This window comes from Patiriisocius sp. Uisw_017 (genome assembly GCF_047731265.1).
In the GTDB taxonomy this organism is placed as follows: Bacteria; Bacteroidota; Bacteroidia; order Flavobacteriales; family Flavobacteriaceae; genus Patiriisocius.
Genome location: NZ_CP159835.1, coordinates 125,288 through 146,928, shown reverse-complemented (window position 1 = coordinate 146,928; position 21,641 = coordinate 125,288). Strand labels below are relative to the sequence as shown.

The 21,641-nt window shown below is 35.5% G+C and carries 18 protein-coding genes; 11 read left to right on the top strand and 7 right to left on the bottom strand.

What is annotated here, in order from left to right; genetic code table 11:
- The first annotated feature begins 141 nt into the window (after nt 1-141).
- The 5 genes from ABXT67_RS00590 to ABXT67_RS00570 all read left to right on the top strand — a co-directional run bounded on the left by ABXT67_RS00590 (nt 142) and on the right by ABXT67_RS00570 (nt 8,227).
- Entirely contained in the window at nt 142-885 is a 744-nt protein-coding gene (locus ABXT67_RS00590) for a CDP-alcohol phosphatidyltransferase family protein (RefSeq protein WP_415375352.1), read from the top strand.
- 275 nt (nt 886-1,160) lie between these two features.
- Nucleotides 1,161-3,929, top strand: a complete 2,769-nt coding sequence (locus ABXT67_RS00585; protein ID WP_415375351.1) for a carboxypeptidase-like regulatory domain-containing protein — start codon at nt 1,161-1,163, stop codon at nt 3,927-3,929.
- Nucleotides 3,930-3,963: 34 nt separating this feature from the next.
- Entirely contained in the window at nt 3,964-5,202 is a 1,239-nt protein-coding gene (locus ABXT67_RS00580) for a DUF4249 domain-containing protein (RefSeq protein WP_415375350.1), read from the top strand.
- Nucleotides 5,203-5,236: 34 nt separating this feature from the next.
- Nucleotides 5,237-6,466, top strand: a complete 1,230-nt coding sequence (locus ABXT67_RS00575) for a DUF4249 domain-containing protein (protein ID WP_415375349.1) — start codon at nt 5,237-5,239, stop codon at nt 6,464-6,466.
- A gap of 15 nt (nt 6,467-6,481) precedes the next feature.
- Nucleotides 6,482-8,227, top strand: a complete 1,746-nt coding sequence (locus ABXT67_RS00570; protein ID WP_415375348.1) for a hypothetical protein — start codon at nt 6,482-6,484, stop codon at nt 8,225-8,227.
- 174 nt (nt 8,228-8,401) lie between these two features.
- Here the strand turns inward: ABXT67_RS00570 and lptB are convergent, their stop codons facing one another.
- The 3 genes from lptB to ABXT67_RS00555 all read right to left on the bottom strand — a co-directional run bounded on the left by lptB (nt 8,402) and on the right by ABXT67_RS00555 (nt 11,039).
- Complete coding sequence (gene lptB / locus ABXT67_RS00565) at nt 8,402-9,142, bottom strand: LPS export ABC transporter ATP-binding protein (protein WP_415375347.1); 741 nt, start codon at nt 9,140-9,142, stop codon at nt 8,402-8,404.
- 61 nt (nt 9,143-9,203) lie between these two features.
- Nucleotides 9,204-10,007, bottom strand: coding sequence for a twin-arginine translocase subunit TatC (gene tatC, locus ABXT67_RS00560; RefSeq protein ID WP_415376892.1), 804 nt, complete (start codon nt 10,005-10,007; stop codon nt 9,204-9,206).
- A 69-nt stretch (nt 10,008-10,076) separates the two neighbouring features.
- Entirely contained in the window at nt 10,077-11,039 is a 963-nt protein-coding gene (locus ABXT67_RS00555) for a KpsF/GutQ family sugar-phosphate isomerase (protein ID WP_415375346.1), read from the bottom strand.
- A 199-nt stretch (nt 11,040-11,238) separates the two neighbouring features.
- Between ABXT67_RS00555 and ABXT67_RS00550 the strand changes: the two genes are divergently transcribed.
- The 4 genes from ABXT67_RS00550 (at nt 11,239) to ctlX (ending at nt 16,381) form a co-directional block, all read left to right on the top strand.
- Nucleotides 11,239-13,431 carry a RecQ family ATP-dependent DNA helicase gene (locus tag ABXT67_RS00550; protein ID WP_415375345.1) on the top strand — a complete coding sequence of 731 codons (2,193 nt, stop codon included), beginning with the start codon at nt 11,239-11,241 and terminating at the stop codon, nt 13,429-13,431.
- A gap of 227 nt (nt 13,432-13,658) precedes the next feature.
- Nucleotides 13,659-14,594 (top strand): peptidylprolyl isomerase, encoded by a 936-nt coding sequence (locus ABXT67_RS00545; protein ID WP_415376890.1) that lies wholly within the window; start codon nt 13,659-13,661, stop codon nt 14,592-14,594.
- A gap of 250 nt (nt 14,595-14,844) precedes the next feature.
- Complete coding sequence (locus tag ABXT67_RS00540) at nt 14,845-15,369, top strand: YfiT family bacillithiol transferase (RefSeq protein WP_415375344.1); 525 nt, start codon at nt 14,845-14,847, stop codon at nt 15,367-15,369.
- A gap of 70 nt (nt 15,370-15,439) precedes the next feature.
- The gene (ctlX, locus tag ABXT67_RS00535) at nt 15,440-16,381 is read left to right on the top strand and encodes a citrulline utilization hydrolase CtlX (protein ID WP_415375343.1); all 942 of its coding nucleotides are present in this window, start codon (nt 15,440-15,442) and stop codon (nt 16,379-16,381) included.
- 286 nt (nt 16,382-16,667) lie between these two features.
- On the opposite strand, the gene ABXT67_RS00530 is transcribed toward ctlX, so the two are convergent.
- The gene (locus tag ABXT67_RS00530; RefSeq protein WP_415375342.1) at nt 16,668-18,095 is read right to left on the bottom strand and encodes an SDR family oxidoreductase; all 1,428 of its coding nucleotides are present in this window, start codon (nt 18,093-18,095) and stop codon (nt 16,668-16,670) included.
- A gap of 128 nt (nt 18,096-18,223) precedes the next feature.
- Between ABXT67_RS00530 and ABXT67_RS00525 the strand changes: the two genes are divergently transcribed.
- The gene (locus tag ABXT67_RS00525; protein ID WP_415375341.1) at nt 18,224-18,430 is read left to right on the top strand and encodes a hypothetical protein; all 207 of its coding nucleotides are present in this window, start codon (nt 18,224-18,226) and stop codon (nt 18,428-18,430) included.
- Between the two features lie 119 nt (nt 18,431-18,549).
- Here the strand turns inward: ABXT67_RS00525 and ABXT67_RS00520 are convergent, their stop codons facing one another.
- From ABXT67_RS00520 to ABXT67_RS00510, 3 genes are all read right to left on the bottom strand, one after another.
- Nucleotides 18,550-18,678, bottom strand: coding sequence for a hypothetical protein (locus tag ABXT67_RS00520; protein WP_415375340.1), 129 nt, complete (start codon nt 18,676-18,678; stop codon nt 18,550-18,552).
- Nucleotides 18,679-19,289: 611 nt separating this feature from the next.
- Nucleotides 19,290-20,390: an alanine dehydrogenase gene (gene ald, locus ABXT67_RS00515; protein ID WP_415375339.1), complete on the bottom strand. Its 1,101-nt coding sequence runs from the start codon at nt 20,388-20,390 to the stop codon at nt 19,290-19,292.
- Nucleotides 20,391-20,775: 385 nt separating this feature from the next.
- Nucleotides 20,776-21,207: a hypothetical protein gene (locus tag ABXT67_RS00510; RefSeq protein ID WP_415375338.1), complete on the bottom strand. Its 432-nt coding sequence runs from the start codon at nt 21,205-21,207 to the stop codon at nt 20,776-20,778.
- A 195-nt stretch (nt 21,208-21,402) separates the two neighbouring features.
- Here ABXT67_RS00510 and ABXT67_RS00505 point away from each other — a divergent pair, with 195 nt between their 5' ends.
- On the top strand, nt 21,403-21,633 hold the full coding sequence (locus tag ABXT67_RS00505) for a hypothetical protein (RefSeq protein WP_415375337.1): 231 nt from the start codon (nt 21,403-21,405) through the stop codon (nt 21,631-21,633).
- Nucleotides 21,634-21,641: the final 8 nt, after the last annotated feature.

The window sequence follows — 21,641 nt, the reverse complement described above, 5'->3', positions numbered from 1 at the left end:
TATGGTACTATTTTATAAAAATATAAACTGCTATTTTAGTAACATATTGCGTGAATAACTCCTTAGACGAAAATACTTTGTTATTTTTACAAAAACAGTTTAAAATTTAATGATCAAAGGCATTTAATTCTTAAAAAAACTATGGTAAAGCAAATCCCTAATATTATCACTTCCTTAAACTTACTCTGCGGTTGTGTAGCATTGATTTTTGCAGTTTCTGGAGATTTGGTTTCGGCAACGATATTTGCCTTTTTAGGGATCATTTTTGATTTTTTTGACGGGCTAGCGGCGGGTCTGTTAAATGCACAGAGTGATGTCGGTTTAGAGTTAGATTCCCTAGCAGATGTCGTTACTAGCGGAGTTGTTCCTGGAGTTGTAATGTTACAATTATTAAGTGAAGCAACAACAGGGCACACCTTAGATATTGCAAATATCTTTTCAGATAGTGGATGGAATACTTCGTTTATGAGCTATCTCCCATTTTTAGGGCTTCTAATTGCTGTGGCTTCTGCATATAGGCTGGCAAAATTTAATGTAGATACGCGTCAAACAAATAGTTTTCTTGGATTGCCAACACCGGCGAATACATTGCTCATACTAAGTCTTCCGTTAATACTCGCTTTTCAACAAACCGAAACATTAGAAGGAATATTACTGAATCCTTGGTTTTTATCAATTTTTACAGTGCTTAGTTGTGTATTATTGAATGTAGAAATCCCATTGTTTGCATTTAAATTTAAAACGTGGGATTTTAAATCGAATGCCGTTCGCTATATCTTTTTAGTGACGAGTATTTTATTGCTAGTGCTTTTAAAATTTATCGCGATTCCAGTAATTATATTCTTATACATCCTCATTTCTCTTTTCTGGAGACCGAAGTGTTAAGCTTAATTAGCATACTGTTTTCTATAAATTGTGATTTATAACATCCTTTTAAAAAATATTTTAATAGGTTGTTCGTGCTTTTAGGATCCCTCTAGAACCACACACTTTTTTATTCAAAATCACTCATAGTCACATATTTATAAATGGTTAAGGAGTGATTTTCCTACCCGTTATTTATAAATACTGGAAGATTTTATTTGCTTTCAACTATTTTTTTGAGGTACATTTATAGAAAGAAAGTTTAGCTATCTGCTGCTTCATACTAACCAGTATCTATGAAAAAATTATTACTTGTAATCTTCTTTTTGGTTTCTTTATTAAGTTTCTCACAAGAAAGTGAGGCGCGTATTACGATAATTTTTGACGCTGTCTCCATGGTCGAAGCAATAGCAATGATTGAAGCCAAAACGGATTATCGATTTTACTTTATTGAAGATTGGTTCACCAATACAGCTGTTTCTGGTACCTTTCAAGAAGTGACGCTACAAGAACTTTTACAGGAAATCTTAAAAGACACACTTTTCAATTACAATACTATCGAAGACACTAAGGTAATCCTTACCAAGTACAATCGCATTTACAACGAACTGCCCAATGGTTTCTTTGAACCAGAAGTTATTACGAACACGACTAAATTAAACACTATAGAAAAAGCCGAGGCGCCTATTTTTTATAATCAGAATTCCTCACAAGTCTCAAAAAAAATAGAGACCGTTCGTATTGGAAAGGAAAATAAAAGTTCTCCGCGCAACACTTTTGTACTAGAAGGAACTATTACCAATATAACAAATGGAGGCGAAGCACATAATGTTGCCATCACCGTTGCAGGAAACGGCATTGGAACGGTAACAAACCAAGATGGGAGCTACCGCATATCGCTGCCTAAGGGAATGAATGTTATTACCGCAAGTTCGCTGGTTTTTCAGGATGTAAAAAAGCGCATTATTTTATATAATGATGGGGTTTTAGATTTTGGTCTTTCAGAAGCGCTCGAAGGATTGGATGAAGTTGTGATTCAGGGAAATATAAATCAGGTTTTAAAAGAAGTGTCAGCAGGTGTTACAAAGGTAGATGTAGAGCAAATTAAAAATGTTCCTTTGGTATTGGGTGAGCGAGATATTTTTAAAGTTGCTGCAACAATGCCTGGAATTTCATCTGCTGGAGAAGGTGCAGAGGGGTATAATGTGAGAGGAGGTAAAGTAGATGAAAATTTAATCCTATTAGATGACGGAGTTATTTATAATCCCTCGCATTTCTTTGGAATTTTTTCAGCAATAAATCCGTTTTCAACCGATGAAGTCACTATTTACAAAGGACACGTACCTGCCGAATACGGAGGGAGGCTCTCTTCTGTTTTTGATATCCGTACCCAAGATGCTAGTGTAGATAAATTAGCAGGAGAAGCTTCTATAGGATTGGTAACAAGTAATGTGTTATTGGAAGTTCCTGTAGTTAAAGAAAAGGCAGGGCTTTTAGTAGGGATTCGCGCAACATATTCAGATATAATTTTACGAAACTTAGACAACGAGGAGCTCGAAAAGAGTGAGGCTTCCTTTTATGATGCGATTCTTAAATATTACCACGAGATCAATGATAAAAATTCGATTAGAGCGACTGGGTACTTTAGTAGAGATGATTTTAGTATTACTTCAGATTCGGTTTTTGGATATAGCAATAGGATGGCATCTTTGCGCTGGGACCATACGTTTGATGAAAAAAATAAAGGAGCCTTTATTGTCTCGAATACTCAGTACAAATTCGACATTGAATTTGATGGGCAAACCAATCGTAATTTTGAATTGGGATATAAAGTAAATGAAACTGAATTAAAGCTAAACTTGGTCTATAAAGCCAATTCACGTCATAAAATTAATTATGGCTTATCTACAAAACTATACGGTATAGAACCGGGTTTTATAAGACCTTTGGGAGATAACTCTCAAGTAATACTCAACACTATTGCAGATGAACAAGCACTAGAGTCTGCACTTTTTATATCAGATATTTTTAAAGTTACAGATAGATTTAGCGTAGAGGCAGGCATTAGATTTTCATTTTTTGCAGCCTTGGGAGCGTCCACCCAAAATGTGTATGAAGAGGATGCTCCTAAGAATGATGGTTCTCTGGTTGAAACACGCGAATATGGCAGTGGCGAATTTATCAAAACCTACGGGTATCCAGAATTTAGGATTGCTTCAAGATATTTGTTAACACCAGAACTTTCGATTAAAGCAGGCGTAAATACTTCGGCACAGTACATTCATAGACTTTCAACAAATACAACGGCAGCTCCTATAGATACTTGGAAATTATCAGATTTAAATATCAAGCCGCAACGCGCTGTTCAATATTCCGTAGGCGTTTTTAAGAACTTTAAAGAGAATATGTATGAGCTAAGTGCGGAAGGGTATTATAAAAGATCGAAAGACATCCTTGATTATAAGGTGGGAGCAGAGTTACTATTAAATGAGGAATTGGAGCAGGAAGTTTTGCAAGGAGAAGGTAAAGCCTACGGAATTGAGTTCCTTTTAAAAAAAACCAGCGGAAAATTTAGTGGGTGGTTGGCCTATACCTATGCAAGATCATTTGTAAAGTTAGACAGCGATTTTGCCGAAGAACGCGTAAACAATGGAGATTTTTTTAGGTCTAATTACGATAGACCACACGATGTTAGTTTTGTTGGAAACTTCAAACTGACGGAACGTTTTAGTCTTTCGGGAAATTTTGTGTATCAAACGGGTCGACCCGTTACTGTACCCACAGGAAATTTTATTGTGGATAACGTGGAGCTGCTAACTTTTAGTGACAGGAACGAATTTAGGATTCCAGATTATTACCGTTTGGATCTGGGCTTCAATGTAGAAGGAAATCATAAAAAGAACAAACTGGCGCACAGCTTTTGGAATATTTCGGTTTATAATGTTTTGGGAAGAAATAATCCATACTCAGTATTTTTTGTGAATGAAGGAGGAGAAATCAAAGCGAAGCAAGCGTCAATATTTACGGTGCCAGTTCCTACAATAAGTTATAATATTAAGTTTTAAGAAGGGTGTTTTAGTAATGTTTAATATAATTAGAATGAAATATTTTAAAAAATATATTGGAAAACAGAAGTGTAGATTGCTATTAGTTATTTGCATCCTGCTCTCGACTGCGTCAGGCTGTATAGAAGATACAAGTATAGAGACAGGTGTGTTTGAGGATCTTTTAGTCATTGATGCCTCTATAAGCAATGAGGAAAAACAACACGAAATACTATTAAGTAGGACCTATCGCTACGGAGGAGATCCTGTGGTTGAAACTGATGCCATTGTTACAATTATAGGCAACGGTTTTGAATATAATTTTGAAGAAGTTGAAGAAGGAAAGTATGTTAGTCAAGATGTTTTTGAGGCAATTTTAAATGTAGATTATAGATTGAAAATTATTACAGCAGAAGGGAACGTTTATTCCTCCACAAATAAAAAATTAACAACCGTTATTGAAATTGATGATCTTTATATTGAGCGAATGACTAATGACGACGGTGTTGAGGGGATGGCTTTTTATGTAGATAGTTTTGATCCCTCAAATAGGTCAAAGTTTTATCGCTACGAATATGAAAGCACATTTAAAATAATTGCTCCTATGTGGGTGCGTGAAGAGGCATTTGTGATTGGAAATGAGTGCCCTTGTTGTGAGGTTGGCCTAGAGGATCGTCTTGAAAACACGAGAGTTTGTTGTAGTACGGAGAGGTCAAGTGAACTCAATGTTTTAGAAAGCGCAACGTTAGATGCAGATAAGGTAGTAAAGTATCTAATTCATTTCGTCCCAAGTACAGATTATAAATTATCGCATCGGTATAGTTTGTTAGCAAGGCAATTTGTTATTTCAGAAGGGGCATATTTATATTATGAAACACTGGGTGATTTTTCTTCGGAAGGGAGTGTTTTTTCTCAAATTCAAACTGGATTTGTTGAAGGAAATATTACTTCAGAAAGTAATCCTGCCGAAAAAGTTATTGGATACTTTGATGTAAATTCCGTTTCAGAAAAAAGAGTCTTTTTTAATTATGACGACTATTATCCAGGAGAAGTATTACCAGATTTCGCGATACTTTGTAGCTTACAAGCACCATCATTACGAGGTGAGTATTGTCCAGGGCCTTGTGGACCTTTAACCACATTAATAAATAATAAAGCAGCATCTTATTTAGAAAATTATGCAGGTACTCCAGAATTTTTTGGGGAAACAGGACCATACATTATGATTCCAAGAGCATGCGGAGATTGTACTGTTTTGGGTACGAACGAAATGCCAGAATTTTGGACTGAATAATAGGTGCGCAAAAATGAGTGTTAATAAAAGAAATATGACAAAAGAAAATTACCTATATATTTTGAGCGTACTGTTTTTGAGTTGCCTCATAAGCTGCACAAGCGATATAGAATTTAAGAATGAGACCTTTGAAAGTTTATTGGTAATAGATGCTACGATAACAAACGAACTTAAACAGCAAGAGATTTTACTAAGCAGAACGTTCCCTTTTGGTGAAGAACCTATTCTGGAAACTGGAGCTATGGTAACCGTTATTGGAGATGGTACTGCAATAACTTTTAATGAAAACGAAGCTGGTATTTATAAAAGTATTACCTCTTTTAGCGCAGCGCCCAATGTTGTTTACCAATTAAAAATTAATACAAGTGATGGCAGGTCATATACTTCAGCCGCAAAAACACTAACAACACAAACACAAATTGATGCTATAACCGTAGATAGAATTACTAATGATGACGGTGTTGATGGAATCGGATTGTTTGTAGATAGTTTTGATCCTACGAATACCTCAAAATTTTATAAATATGAATATGTCGAGACATTTAAAGTAATAGCGCCTCTTTGGGATAAAAAGGATGCGGTGATTGCAGATGTTTTTTCAACTGTTATTCCAATTTGTGCAGTAGCTCTCGAGGACAGGCCTATAGATCAAATAGTTTGTTACAGAACAGAGGTTTCCAATCAACTCAATATTACAACCACCACCGCACTTTTTGAAGATAAGATAGACCGTCATTTAGTTCGATTTTTATCTAGTCGAGATTATAAGGTTTCGCATCGATATAGTCTCTTGGTTAGGCAGTTTGTGCTTTCTGAAGAAAGCTATAATTATTTAGAAACATTAAATCGTTTTGCTTCGGAAGGAAGTGTTTTTTCGCAAGTACAAACAGGTTTTTTAGTTGGAAATATTTTTTCAGATACCAATAGTATTGAAAAGGTAATTGGTTTTTTTGAAGTTGCATCTGTAAATGAACAACGGGTGTTTTTTAATTATCAAGATTTTTATCCTAATACCGCATTGCCGCCTTTTGCCATACCCTGCGGCTTATTGGCACCTGCAATTAAACAAGATCCTAATACATTTGTTTGTGGAGGACTTATCAATATTATTTCTTCGAGATTAGCAGTTTATCTAAGGGATTATGATGGAAACCCGCCTATAAGTTCACCTGCTGGACCTGGCCCGTATTATATGATTCCAAGGGCTTGTGGTGATTGTACTGCTTTAGGGACTAATATAGTTCCAGATTTTTGGACGGAATAATTTAAATTGAAGACCATGAAAAAAAGCATCGTATTTTTTAGTTTACTATTGACCTTAACTTTTTCGGTTAGCAGTCAAAACGGTCGTGCGTATAACTTTCCGCAAGAGACCATGTTTGTACATATGAATACGACCTTGTTGTTTCCAGGTGAATATTTATACTATAAATTGTATTGTATTGATAAACAAAAGAGAACCTTGAGTACCTTAAGTACTGTTGCCTATATCGAATTAGTGGGGGCTTCTAATGAAACCGCTTTTAAGCACAAGGTAGTTTTAGAAAAAGGAGCGGGTTTTAGCGACTTCTTTATTCCAACCACGATTCCTTCGGGTAATTATAAGCTTATTGCTTACACACAATGGATGCAGAATACGGGTATTGAAGACATTTTTAAAACAGATGTAAAAGTTATCAATCCGTATCTCGCAGAAAAATTAAAAACAAGTAAGGATCGAAAAATTTATGGTGGAACAAAGCGAAGCGTATCAAATTCCACCAATACAAATGCCTCTGGAAAAACTTCAAAAATAGCAATAAACCTTATGAAGAATACCTTCGAAAAAAGAGAAAAAGTTGTCGCTAAACTTTTGAATAGCTTGGCTGAAGGAGGATATGGTGATTATTCAATTTCGGTGAGAAAGGTAGCTGAAATCAATTCTTTTCAAAAGCCAAATACTACAAGAATGAGTGCTATAAATTTCAATAAAAATGGTTTGGTGAGTCCCAATAATATACTTCCGCCAGAAACCGAAGGCTATTTTTTAACGGGCTTGGTTACAAAGGTTGGGTCTAAAATACCGGCTCAGAATGTAGATGTAGCCATTTCAATTGCAGGGACAGATTTTTATTTTTCAGTAGCTACAACTGTTTTAGATGGAACTTTCAGTTTTACTATAAACCCTAATTTTCCAGAATCTTCAGCCATTGTTCAGTTAGTTGATGATAATAAAGAAGCATATGAAATCACTTTAAATAAAAATGCACCCATTGATTATGAAGTGCTTTCGTTTAAAGATTTCGAGATTGACGCTTCCCTAAAAGGTGCGATTACAAAGCGCAGTGTTTATAACCAGATTGAAAATGGATATTACAGCGTAAAACCAGATACGATTACCGCTATGGTTCCTGCAAACTCATTTGTACGATATGAAAAAGGGATTACCTACAATCTAGATGACTATACAAGATTTCCAACCATGACAGAGGTTATTGTTGAAATCATGAAAACTGTATACACCGCCAATGATACAGATGGCAATAAAGTAGTAAAAGTGGTGGAACGTGAGTTTGCCAGGCCAACTCAAGACAATGCTCTTTTATTTATTGACGGTGTCTTTATTGAAGACCACGCAGACTTTCTAGCCTTTGATGCTTTGCAAGTAGATCGGGTAAAATTTATTAGAAATGGGTATGTTTTTGGTAAGACGGATTATCAAGGTGTGGTTTTGGTTACCACTAAGGATCAAAATTTCAAGCCTGATCAAAGTTTAGGGTCTCTAAAAGAAATAGATTTGTTTGTCCCCAACGTACAGAAACAATATTTTAATCAACAGTATGCTCAAGAAACAGCTAAAATTTCTAATAGGATTCCAGATTATCGTTTGCAGTTACTTTGGCAACCAACTATAAATATTGACTTTAGAGAATTACCATTTGAGTTTTATACCTCAGATGTAGCAGGAACGTACGAAATAGTACTAGAAGGGTTTACCAATAACGGAACACCAATCTCATCTATAGCTAACTTTGAAGTAAAATAGTGATTTTCTTGTTTGGGGGCTAAGTCATTTAATATGCTTTCGGTAATGCTTTGAGTTTTGTTTTTTACCAATTTAAAATAAAATACTATTTATCAATAAACTATTACAAATCAAGTCTTTGTTTTTTCCTCTTTCAGCGACTGCAATCTTACTTCTATTTAGAACTGTCTTTTTTTAAAAATCTAACTTCTTTTTACGAAGTTCAAAGTTTTGACCTAGGTATACTTTTCTAACCATTTCGTCTGCAGCAAGATCTTCAGGTACACCGTGTTTTAAAATACTTCCTTCAAACATTAAATAGGTTCGGTCTGTAATAGCTAATGTTTCCTGTACATTATGGTCAGTTATTAAAATACCTATATTCTTATTTTTTAGTTGCGCGACAATACGTTGTATGTCTTCTACAGCCACAGGGTCAACACCAGCAAAAGGTTCATCCAATAAAATAAAATGTGGATCTGTGGCAAGAGCTCTGGCAATTTCGGTACGTCTGCGTTCTCCACCACTCAATAAATCACCTCGACTTTTACGAATATGTCCCAAACCAAACTCCTCAATCAAGGACTCCATTTTCAAGAGCTGTTCTTTTTTGGAGAGCTTTGTTAATTGTAATACACTCAAAATATTATCCTCAATACTCAACTTTCTAAAAACAGACGCTTCTTGCGCCAAATACCCAATACCGTGTTGGGCTCTTTTGTACATTGGGTAATTTGTGATATCGGTACCTTCGAGATAGATAGTACCTCCATTGGGTTTAATAAGTCCAACAATCATATAAAAAGAAGTCGTTTTTCCAGCACCGTTAGGTCCCAACAAGCCAACGATTTCTCCTTGATTTACTTCCACGGTAATCCCCTTAACTACCTTACGGCCTTTGTATTGTTTAATTAGGTTTTCTGCTTTTAGTTTCATCTTTTTTTTAAATATAATTTTAATAGAACAATGATAAAGTTACTGTTAAAATTTAAAAATGTTAGGTCGCTTGCTGTTTTAACTTTTTGCGTTCTTTTCGTATCACTCTTTTCGAAATTAAGATACTAATCTCGTACAATATTAATACAGGAACCGCTACAATTACTTGACTTGCAATGTCTGGAGGTGTTATAATTGCTGAAAGGACTAAAACAATAACCAAGGCAAATTTGCGATACTTTTTAAGAAACTCAGGAGTAACCAATCCAATTTTTGTTAGAAAATACATAATAATGGGCAGCTCAAAAATCAATCCACTAGCCAATACTGAAGCCCTTACAAGTCCTGTGTAACTGCTCAAATCAAAATCATTGAATACTTGTTCACTTACTTTATAGGTGCCCAAAAAGTTGATGGATAATGGGGTCACTACATAGTAACCAAAGAATACGCCTACAAAAAAGAGTATCGAAGCAACAAAAATAAAACCGCGACTATTTTTACGCTCTTTTGGCATTAACCCTGGACTAATAAATTTCCAGAATTCATATATTATGTAGGGAAAGGCAATCACAATACCAACTGTAATTGAAGTCCAAATATGAGCAGAAAACTGTCCTGCCATGGTTCTACTCTGTATCCTAAAAGCATTTTCCTGCATGCAGAAACTTTCTTCAAGTCCTATCATACTCGATAGTTTACATAGCAATCGATAGGTAGGGAAGTCTGGATTCTTTGGTCCAAATAAGATGACGTCAAAAATAAATTCTTTGGCAAGAAAAGCTACTAAAGCGACTGCAACTATAGCAATAACACTGCGTATTAAATGCCAACGCAATTCTTCAAGATGGTCTAGAAATGACATCTCTTTCCCTGGAATTTTTCCTTTTATTTGTTTGGTTTTCAATTTTCAATTTATTTATACTACTCACTACTAAATAATCCCTTCTTTGGTTAAATTATGAATGTGCACGACACCAGAATATACACCATTGTCTTCAGCGAGTACTTGAGTGATTCCGAAGGTGTCCATTACTTCCATTGCTTCCACCGCCATGGCTTCATTTTGAATAGTTTTAGGGTTTTTTGTCATAATGTCTTTCGCCATTAATCCTTTAAACGTATCTGTTTTTGACATCATACGCCGCAAATCACCATCGGTTATGATCCCTACAATTTTATCGTTTTCAATAACCGCAGTAACCCCAAGCATTTTTTTACTAATTTCTAAAATCACATCTTTAACTTCGGTATCTGGCGCTACTTTTGGTTTTTCATTTAATGACGTTAAATTACTAACGCGCAAGTACAATTGTTTTCCTAAAGAACCTCCAGGATGGAATTTTGCAAAATCTTTACTAGAAAATCCGCGTAAATCCAACAAACACATAGCAAGCGCGTCTCCAATTACAAGTTGCGCTGTTGTGCTGGAAGTAGGGGCTAAATTATTAGGACAGGCTTCTTTTTCAACATAGGCGTTCAAAATAAAATCTGCCTGCTGTCCTAAAAAGCTCTCTATATTTGAGGTAATAGCGATTAATGTGTTTCCCGCGGCTTTAATAAGAGGAACAAGTACTTTTATTTCGGGCGTGTTTCCGCTTTTCGAAATACAAATTACACTGTCATTTTCCTGTACAGTTCCAAGATCTCCATGAATAGCATCTGCCGCATGCATAAAAATTGCAGGCGTGCCAGTACTATTTAAGGTAGCGACAATTTTTGTGGCGATGTTTGCACTCTTGCCAATGCCTGTTATAATGACCCTTCCGTTACTATTGAATATAGTAACCACTGCTTTTGCAAATTGTTCGTCCACCAAAGGGGCCAAGTTTGCGATTGCTTGGCTTTCGGTTTCTATTGTCTTTTTTGCTACTTGAATTATCTGTTTATAATCCATTACGATTTTAAGATTTTCATATTTGCCAATGATTTAAAAATTACTATATTTAATATTTGTTAAAAACAACAATGGTTTTGCATTTGAAAAGTATCAAATTGATATAAATTCCCATTTTTCAAGTGCCCGGTAAAATTACGATTGTTCATCCAATTTTTTTGCTTGTTACCAAAATAATAATAAAACAACCTAAGTCCTCGTGAGCGATACTGAATTATACGCTGCATTAAAACATTTTTTTGGATTTTCAAAATTCAAAGGTCTGCAAGAAGATGTAGTAAAAAGCATCTTAGCTAAAAAAAGTACATTTGTAATTATGCCTACTGGTGGTGGTAAATCACTTTGCTATCAGTTGCCAGCGCTCATGCAAGAAGGTACAGCAATTGTGGTTTCTCCACTTATTGCATTAATGAAGAATCAAGTGGATGTCTTGAGAGCGCTTTCTTCGGAAGAAGGAATTGCGCACGTGCTTAATTCTTCTTTAAATAAGACCGAAGTAAAAAAGGTTAAAGAAGATATCGCTAGCGGAATCACAAAACTTCTATACGTAGCGCCTGAAAGTTTGACCAAAGATGAATATGTAGCCTTTTTACAAGGCCAAACCATATCATTTATGGCGATAGATGAAGCGCACTGCATAAGCGAGTGGGGACATGATTTTAGACCTGAATACCGAAACCTTAAATCCATTATTGAAAGAATAGGCGATAACATTCCTATTATTGGTTTAACCGCAACGGCGACACCCAAAGTACAAGAAGATATTCTGAAGAATTTAGGAATGAGTGATGCCGAAACATTTAAGGCCTCTTTTAATCGTCCTAATTTATATTACGAAGTGCGTCCAAAAACGATTAATGTAGACAGTGATATTACCCGTTTTGTAAAGCAGAATGATGGAAAAAGCGGTATCATATATTGTCTAAGCCGAAAGCGCGTAGAAGAACTCTCGCAAATATTACAAGTAAACGGAGTAAAAGCAGTACCCTATCACGCAGGTTTGGATGCAAAAACCAGGGTAAAACATCAAGATATGTTTTTGATGGAAGACACAGATGTGGTAGTCGCTACTATTGCCTTTGGTATGGGAATAGATAAACCCGACGTGCGTTTTGTAATCCATAATGACATCCCTAAAAGTATAGAAAGTTATTACCAAGAAACGGGTCGAGCAGGTCGTGATGGAGGTGAAGGACATTGTCTTGCATATTACAGTTACAAAGACATTGAGAAGCTCGAAAAATTTATGAGTGGTAAGCCGGTGGCCGAACAAGAAATAGGACACGCATTATTGCAAGAAGTGGTCGGTTTTGCTGAAACATCTATGTCTCGTCGCAAATTTATTCTGCATTATTTTGGGGAAGAATTTGATACTGAAACTGGAGATGGAGGCATGATGGATGACAATATGCGCAATCCTAAAAAGAAACAAGAAGCAAAAGAGCAAGCTGCAAAGTTGCTTAAGGTTGTTGACGGAACTAATGAACAATATAAAAGTAAAGAAATTGTAAATGTTCTTATTGGTAATGCCAATGCAATGATAAAATCACACCGCACAGATCAGCAGCCGTTTTTTGGGAATGGGGCGAATCACGATGGCGTTTTTTGGATGGCCTTGTTGCGACAATTATTAGTTGCGGGATTTTTGCGCAAAGACATTGAAAGTTACGGAGTCTTAAAATTAACCGAAGAAGGGAAAAATTATATAAAGTCTCCAGCATCTTTTATGATGACTGAAGATCACTATTTTAAAGACGCGAACGATGATAATATTATCGTAGCATTAAAAGGTGGCGTAGCATCTGATGAACATTTGTTTAAATTGTTAAAAGGAGAATTAAAAAAAACAGCTGATAAATTAAGCCTTCCGCCATTTGTGATTTTTCAAGAACCTTCATTGGAGGACATGGCACTTAAATATCCAATCTCTATAGAAGAACTTTCTAATGTTCACGGGGTTGGAGAAGGTAAAGCAAAGAAATATGGTAAAAGCTTTATCGAGCTAATCAAAAGATATGTTGATGAAAATGATATTGAACGTCCCGACGATTTAGTCGTAAAATCTACAGGAAGTAACAGCGCAAATAAGTTGTATATCATTCAAAATGTAGATCGCAAACTACCACTAACAGATATTGCAGACTCCAAAGGTCTAGAGATGGGTAATCTCATAAAAGAGATGGAAGCTATTGTCTATAGTGGAACAAAACTGGATATTAGTTATTGGGTAAATGACATCTTAGACGAAGAGCAGCAAGAGGAAATGCACGAATACTTTATAGAGGCTACAAACGATAGCATTGAAGAAGCCATGGAAGAATTTGACGGTGATTATGATACAGAAGAGTTGCGTTTATACCGTATAAAATTTATAAGTGAAGTAGGGAACTAGGCAAATTAGTTAAAAGGTTAAGGACTGTCAGGTTGCAAATTTCACACTAAATATTTCGAGTTTATTTATTTCGTCTTTTGCGTTAGTAGTTAAATTAAAGTTTTTCTTATTCCTTATTCCTTAATTTCAATTTCTGAATTCTCAGTCAATCCACAATCCACAATCGAAAATCAAAAATCGTCAATCGAAAATCAGTATCTTTGCAATTCAATTTTAAAAACGGAACAATGCAAGACGGTATTTACGCAAAAATAACTACTGAAAAAGGAGAGATCCTAGGAAAACTAACACACGATAAAACACCTGGTACAGTTGCAAACTTTGTAGCTTTAGCGGAAGGGGACCTCGAAAACAAGGCAAAACCACAAGGCACAAAGTATTACGACGGATTGAAATTTCACCGTGTAATTCAAGATTTTATGGTGCAAGGTGGAGATCCTGATGGTACCGGTGCTGGCGGACCAGGATATCAGTTTGATGATGAGTTTCATCCTGAATTAACCCACGACCGCCCAGGAATATTTTCTATGGCAAATTCAGGTTCTGGAACTAATGGAAGTCAGTTTTTTATCACACACGTACCAACAGATTGGCTGGACAACAAGCACACTGTTTTTGGTCATGTTATCGAAGGGCAAGATATAGTAGATGCCATTACACAAGGAGATACCATGCAAAAGGTTGAAATTATTAGAGTAGGAGACGAAGCGACTAATTTTAATGCGGTAGAGACTTTTAGAGATTTTAGTGGATCAAAAGCAGAGCGCGAAGCAGCTGCAAAGAAAGCCCAAGAAGACTCCATGAAAGATTTAGTTGCTGGATTTGAAAAGACCGAAAGTGGTTTATACTTCAAACATATTCAAAGAGGAGAGGGTGTAAAACCTACAGCAGGACAAACAGTTGCTGTGCACTATAATGGGATGTTACCTGACGGTACGACCTTTGATTCATCATACAAAAGAGGAGAACCAATTGAGTTTCCAGTGGGAATGGGGCACGTAATTGCAGGATGGGATGAAGGTATTTTGTTGCTTAATAAAGGAGACAAAGCTAGATTTGTAATCCCAAGCGATTTGGCTTACGGAGAACAAGGTGCTGGTGGCGTAATTCCTCCAAATGCTACTTTAGTTTTTGACGTAGAGTTAATGGAAATTAAAGGGTAGTAAGAAATATAATATTTCAATTTTAAAACGCCTTCAGCAATGGAGGCGTTTTTTGTTTTGAGCTTATTTTGTCAATATTCTGATGTCTTATCTAGTTTTATTATATTGACAGTGTAGTTTCCCCATTTGAACTTGCCTACGGCGACTGAGCCACAAGGAAGAGGAAGGTATTTAGGCGGATGTTCGGGTGTTTAATTAAAAGAACCACATTGCCATAACAAAATAAATAATAATAGAAAGAACAATCACAATGGCAAAGAATCGTCCACAATATCCAATAGGGAAATTATCACTTCCATCTGAAATTACTAAAACACAAGTTAAAGATGCTTTAGGGGTTCTTAAAGTGTTTCCAGAGCAATTAAAAATGTTGGTTCTTTCAGTAGCAGACAAAGAATTGGATGCGCAATATCGAGAAGGAAGTTGGACCATTCGCCAATTAATTCATCACATTGCAGATTCTCATAATCATTGTTACAACAGAGTACGCTGGATGCTTACCGAAGACAATCCTTTAATAAAGGCCTACGATCAAGATAGCTTTGCCGCGATGGAGGATTATACAAGCGCCCCTGTTGCCTGGTCACTTAAACATATTGAAGTGCTGCACTATAAGTTAATAAAAATCTTATCTAGCATTAATGAAAAGCAATGGAACCTTACTTTTATTCATCCAGAGACCAATGCTGAGGTTTCAGTTAAGGAAATGGCATTGACGTATTCTTGGCATAGCACGCACCATTTTATGCATATTAAAAATGCGTTGATTGCGTAATATTTTGACTGTTTAATTAGATTTTTCAATTAGAAATTACCGTACTTTTGCGCTCTAATAATTTTACGGAATGTCACAAATTACCAACACCATTTTAATGATCCGCCCCGTTGCCTTCAGAATGAACGAGCAAACGGTAATCAATAATTATTTTCAAGAGGATTTAGAGCTTAAGTATCACGAAATCAATAAAAAAGCACAAGTTGAGTTTGATGCATTTGTAGAAAAATTGCGTGGTGTAGGTGTACATGTGATTGTTATGAATGATGATTTAAAGATGGACACGCCAGATTCTATTTTTCCAAATAACTGGGTGAGTTTTCATAAAAATGGAACGGTTGGTTTGTATCCAATGTTTGCCGAAAATAGAAGAAGAGAACGAAGAGAAGAAGTAATGGAGTGCCTCGAAGCTGAAGGTTTTATAATCAACGGTTTTATGGACTATACGGCAGCCGAAGAAGAAGGTTATTTCTTAGAAGGAACAGGTAGTTTGTTAATGGATAGAGTACATAGCAAAGTGTACTGTGCTATTTCACCTAGGGCTGATGAAGAACTAGTAGTCGAGTTTTGTGAAGATTTTGAATGCGATCCTGTAATTTTTACGGCAAACCAAACTGCAAAAGGGCAAAGACTTCCTATTTATCACACCAATGTAATGATGGCACTTGCTGAAGATTTTGCAGTGATATGCCTAGATAGTATTGATGATAAACATGAGAAAAAGAATGTTATCAAACATTTAAAAGAAACCAAAAAAGAAATCATCACCATAACCGAAGCTCAAGTGCAACAGTTCGCAGGTAATATGCTTCAAGTACAAGGAAAAGAGCACAAGTACTTGGTAATGAGTGAAGCTGCAAGAAGTAGCTTGAAATCTGATCAAGTGAAGGAAATTCAAAAGCATTGTAAAATTTTAAGTAGCGACCTAACAACCATCGAAACCTGCGGTGGTGGTAGCGCAAGATGCATGATGGCGGAAGTATTCTTACCTAAAGCTTTGAAAAAAGTTTAAATTTTTTTTCTAATGTTCAATGCTACAAAGTGATCAATAGAAAAAAACTAAAACATTTTAATTAAACAAAAAATAAAAGGCTCCTTAGCGATTTTAAAAAAGCTGCTGAAAAGTAGCTTTTTTAAAATTTCACCACCCCACTTATTCATTTGAAGCAATTTTTTTAATCATTCCGTCAAATATAAAATAATGAAAGGGTAGCATTGTGTACCTTTATTGACAACGCCAATTTTTTAAAAATGAATTGCTGTGCAATTTGTTCATTTTTAAAATTTCACCACCCCATTTATTCATTTGAAGCAATTTTTTTAATCATTCCGTCAAATATAAAATAGTGAAAGGGTAGCATTGTGTACCAGTATAACCTGCCCCATAATCCGCGGGGTCTGAATGTGGCAGTTTGATGGAGTATGTTTTTATCGTCTATTTTAAATTCTAACCAAGCCTCGCCAGGAACTTTCATTTCTGCAAAAAGTAGCAATCGTTTTTGTTTTTTATCAGCTAAAATAACACGCCAAAAATCAAGCACATCGCCTTCATAAATTTTATTGGGATGCGTTCGTCCTCTGCGTAGGCCAACACCTCCAAATATTTTATCTATATAGCCTCTTATCTTCCACAACCAATTTGCATAATACCATCCGCGTTCTCCGCCAATAGACCAGATATTCTCCAGGGTTTTTTCAGGATCTTTTAGTTGTATTTTTTGCTTGTCCTTAACACACCCTTGATCAGGAACTTCTACATATTGTTTTACTTCTTTTTTAAAACGACCACTTACCATACTGTCTTTCCAACTACTCACGACTTGATTTTGTTTTATTTTCTTAAAAGCGAGTTCAATGGCTTTTAGATAAGAGATGGGTTGAACGTCTAATATTTTTTGAAGTCTCGTGTCTTGTGTGATTACTTCTACCCTCATGCTATCCACCAAGTTGAGTGCTAGTTTATAGGAGGTTGAGGTGACAAAATATAGCCAGTAACTTGATATCTTGGGGGATAAAAAAGGGAGTGTGATTATGTATAAATTAAGTTCTCTAAAGGTCGAATAGCCAAGCATCATTTCTTTATAAGATAGGATGTCAGGGCCTCCAATATCAAAAGATTCGTTATAACATTGCTTGGTTCCTAAAACACCAGTTAAATACGTGAGTACATCCCTAATAGCGATGGGTTGGCAACGTGTCTTCACCCATTTTGGCGTGACCATTACAGGGAGTTTTTCGCATAGATCTCGGATGATTTCAAAAGACGCGCTACCACTACCTACAATAATGGCAGCCCTTAAAACCGTAAGACTTGCTTTGCCTTTATATAAAGTTTCTTCTACATTTTTGCGAGACCATAAATGTTTGGAAAGGTTGTTGTCGTTAACAATTCCGCCCACATAAATTACTTGTTTGCAGTGGGTGTGTTCTAAATAAATATTAAAGTTTTTTGCTGAAATTTCTTCCTGTTCATCAAAATCTGTGGTAGAAGAGGACATAGAATGGATCAAGTAATACGCAGCATCAATGTCTTTTGGAAGTAGCTCAGGATTTGGATCGTTTAGAAAATCTATCTCTACAATTTCTATTCGTTTTAAGATGGCTGTGGAAACAGAGAGCCTATTTTTATTACGCACGGCACAAACTACTTCGTGATCTTGTTCTAGCAAGAGTGGCAGCAGTCTCATCCCGATATATCCATTAGCACCGGTAAGTAGTATTTTCATGGGGGTGTCTTTTGCCTAAAGGTACCAATTGTCATTTGAACATTCAAGACAATAGGTATTTCTTAACGTTTAAATAAATACCCCATTTTCAAAAAGTTTGATGTATTTTTAAAACAAATAATCACTCTATGAAAATCTTAAAAATAGTATTGCTAATCGTTGGAGTTGTACTTATATTTTTAGGAATATACCAAGCTTTTGTTCCAAAAGAAGTATTGGATATTGGACGCTCAGAAGTAACGGAAAAAGAAGGGCTTAATAACCAAACACTAGGTATGTTTGGCTTAGGTGTGGTTGCTCTGGTTGCTACTGCTTTTTTGGGGAAGAGGAGTTAGGGGCGGGTGTGGGAAAATGTATAGGAATTTATTAGTTCTATACTTATGTTGTGGGCAGTGTTTTAATTCGTGAATACGGTTCCAAATATTATTGTTATACATCCAATAAAAGAGGAAATTTAATCTGCTGGTTGTAATTTTCGTTCATCTTTGGAGTCAATTCTATCAGGATTTAAGCGCATTGAAGTTACAATGAAATTATCTCCATATTTATATTGGTTTATTACATAGAGAGTGGGGCTGATCATAATTGTTAGGGGCAGTGCTTTAAGCCACACTAGGTGGTTTCCGTTTACAGGTTGTAATACACGCAAATTTTTTAACGATTAATAAACAACCAATTGAGCAATTCCAATAGTTGCCTAAATCGGCAATATTTTTATATTCCAAAATCGTTTATGATAAATATCAAAAATTAGAAAAACAAATACAAACGGAATAGCAAAATAAAATTCAGATATTAATTCTCTGTTATATAAATTGAAAATGTAAGTTAACCAGACAAGTAGGTTAATCCCAAGATGACTAAAAAGTAAAATCCAATCTATTCTTTTCAATTCAGAGTTCAGTTTTTATGTTGCTAACTTAACGTTTGAGGGAAGTTGCTTGGTTTTAGAACTAAATAAATACAGACCGGATATAATTGCATAAAAATTTAAAAAAGTTTTTTCTGCATTTTTTTAGTAGTAAATTCACTTTTCATTTTATTATCGAAAAGGTATACAAAGCACCTTTGAATTTTTAATTGAATTGTACAACGTTTTTTATTTTAAGTGATATCGAAACATAAAAACCTCGCCAAGTCATTTAATTTATCATATTGGTTTAACGAGATTGTACTTAGTTGCAAAATGTACTGTTAGACTAAGGTCTTTTCCCAACCAAAGGCTCGTATTATCTCATCGTATACGATTTTTCCAGAAATAATATTCAATCCTTTTTTAAGACACGCGTCTTTTTCGCATGCAGCTTCCCAACCCATATTTGCTAATTTTAAAGCATAGGGTAATGTGACATTTGTTAATGCTATGGTAGAGGTATAAGGAACTGCCCCAGGCATATTGGCTACGGAATAGTGTACAACATCATCTATAATATATACAGGGTCCTCGTGTGTTGTGGGTCTTGTCGTTTCCACGCAACCACCTTGATCTACTGCTACGTCTACTATTACCGTTCCTGGACGCATTTCTTTCAACATATCTCTTGTAATTAGATTTGGAGCTTTAGCGCCTTTGAGTAAAACGCCACCAATAATTAAATCATGTGTTTTTATGTGTTTTCTAATATTAAATTCATTTGAGAATTCCGTAACCACGTGAGGCGGCATTACATCGTTTACATAACGCAAGCGTTTCATATTTATATCCATAATGGTTACATGAGCTCCCAAACCTGCAGCCATTTTAGCAGCTTGTATGCCAACTACACCCGCACCTAAGACTAAAACTTTACCAGGAGCGACCCCTGGAACACCTCCTAAAAGCACACCGCGCCCTTTAACAGGTTTTTCTAAATATTTAGCACCTTGTTGTATCGCTAATCTTCCTGCAACTTCTGACATTGGTGTTAGTAAAGGCAACGTTCCCTCTTCATCCTCAACAGTTTCGTAAGCAATGCAAATAGCTTTTGATTTTATCATAGCTTTGGTTAATGGCTCACTCGATGCAAAATGAAAAAAGGTAAACAATATCTGCCCTTCTTGGATTAAATCATATTCTTCAGCAATGGGCTCTTTTACTTTTACTATCATATCGCTCATCGAGTAGACCTCAACAATGGTATCCAAAATTATAGCGCCCGCCTTTAGGTAATCATTATTAAAAAATCCACTGCCGTCTCCAGCATTTGATTGTACATATACAGTATGGTTGTTTTTTACAAGTTCAAAGACTCCGGCTGGTGTTATACCGACCCTGCTTTCATTGTTCTTAATTTCTTTAGGAATACCAATAATCATTTTTATGCATTTTGAATTAAACCGCTAAGTTGTAAAAATTAATGCAATTTTTAAAGAATTATTTAAAAAATATAGGGGGTAGTTGGTTTAAATATACAATTTTATATACGTATACCCTATTTTTATAGGGGGCTTCTATTAATTTATATTTATTAAAATTGGCTACAATTATTCATTAATGGTTGTTGCTGTGCTTCTTTAGTGTTTTTCTAATTCACTTTTAGCCTGGTTTTTATTATTCTTGGAATGTTTCTTAACTCGTGATATATTGATAATTATACCGTTCACCAATAAAACACCTCTGATTACAACAAAAAAGTTGCCCAATGGTTATTTAAAGATACTAAATGCAATATTTTCCTATTGATTAATAATAGAAGCAATCTTACATGCCCCCGTAAAAATTCTCAGAAGTATCCGCCTTTGCTTTCATTACTTTCTTCATAAAACTGTGAATGCTTTTGTCTTTGGCTCGGGCTTCAATTTTGATACAATAGTGGTCGCGGTAGATGGAATATTCTTCGGCTTTGCCTTTGTAGAGGACTAATTTATAATAAGGTATTATCAACGCATAGCTTTCTAATAAAGATCTAAAACCAACAATGATTCCCTTAGGGCGCATCTCTATATTACATTGGTTTCTATTGTTGTCGAGGATTAGAAGGTTGTTTATTTCTACACTAGTATTAGTGATAATAAGTTTTGTCGAGCCAATGCCTTTCATTTTAAAACGCTCTTTTAAAGTAAAAGGATTACCTAATTCGACGTCAATTTTGTTGGCAGTCTGTTTGTTGTTGTAGGATACGTTTACGAGCATATACAAAGATATCTATCTTACAATAAAATACCCTCCCTAAGCAGGTATTTTATTGGGTGTTTTATACGTGTTTATAAATGACACATATGAATTGTTAAAATCTTTGTATTAGCATGATAAGAAGAACTTAGAACGGTTTAGGTAATATTAGATTCTGTAAGTATAGTATCAGGATCTTTAACACCTAAATGGATAATGACTGGCACCTCAAAAATTGCTTGTCCAGTCAAAGTTCGATCTTCTGCATACGTAGTTGTTTCAGAAATGACAATTGTTAAAGGTTCAGGAGTACCGATGAAAACGCGGACTGAAGGGTTGTTAAAGTGGTTTTCTCGTTCCTTAAGCAATACCGCTATTGGCGCAGCACTATTGTTGTTATTTGGAAATGTAACTTTAACCTCAACAAATTGTATTCTTTGCTCATAAGCGGCTCT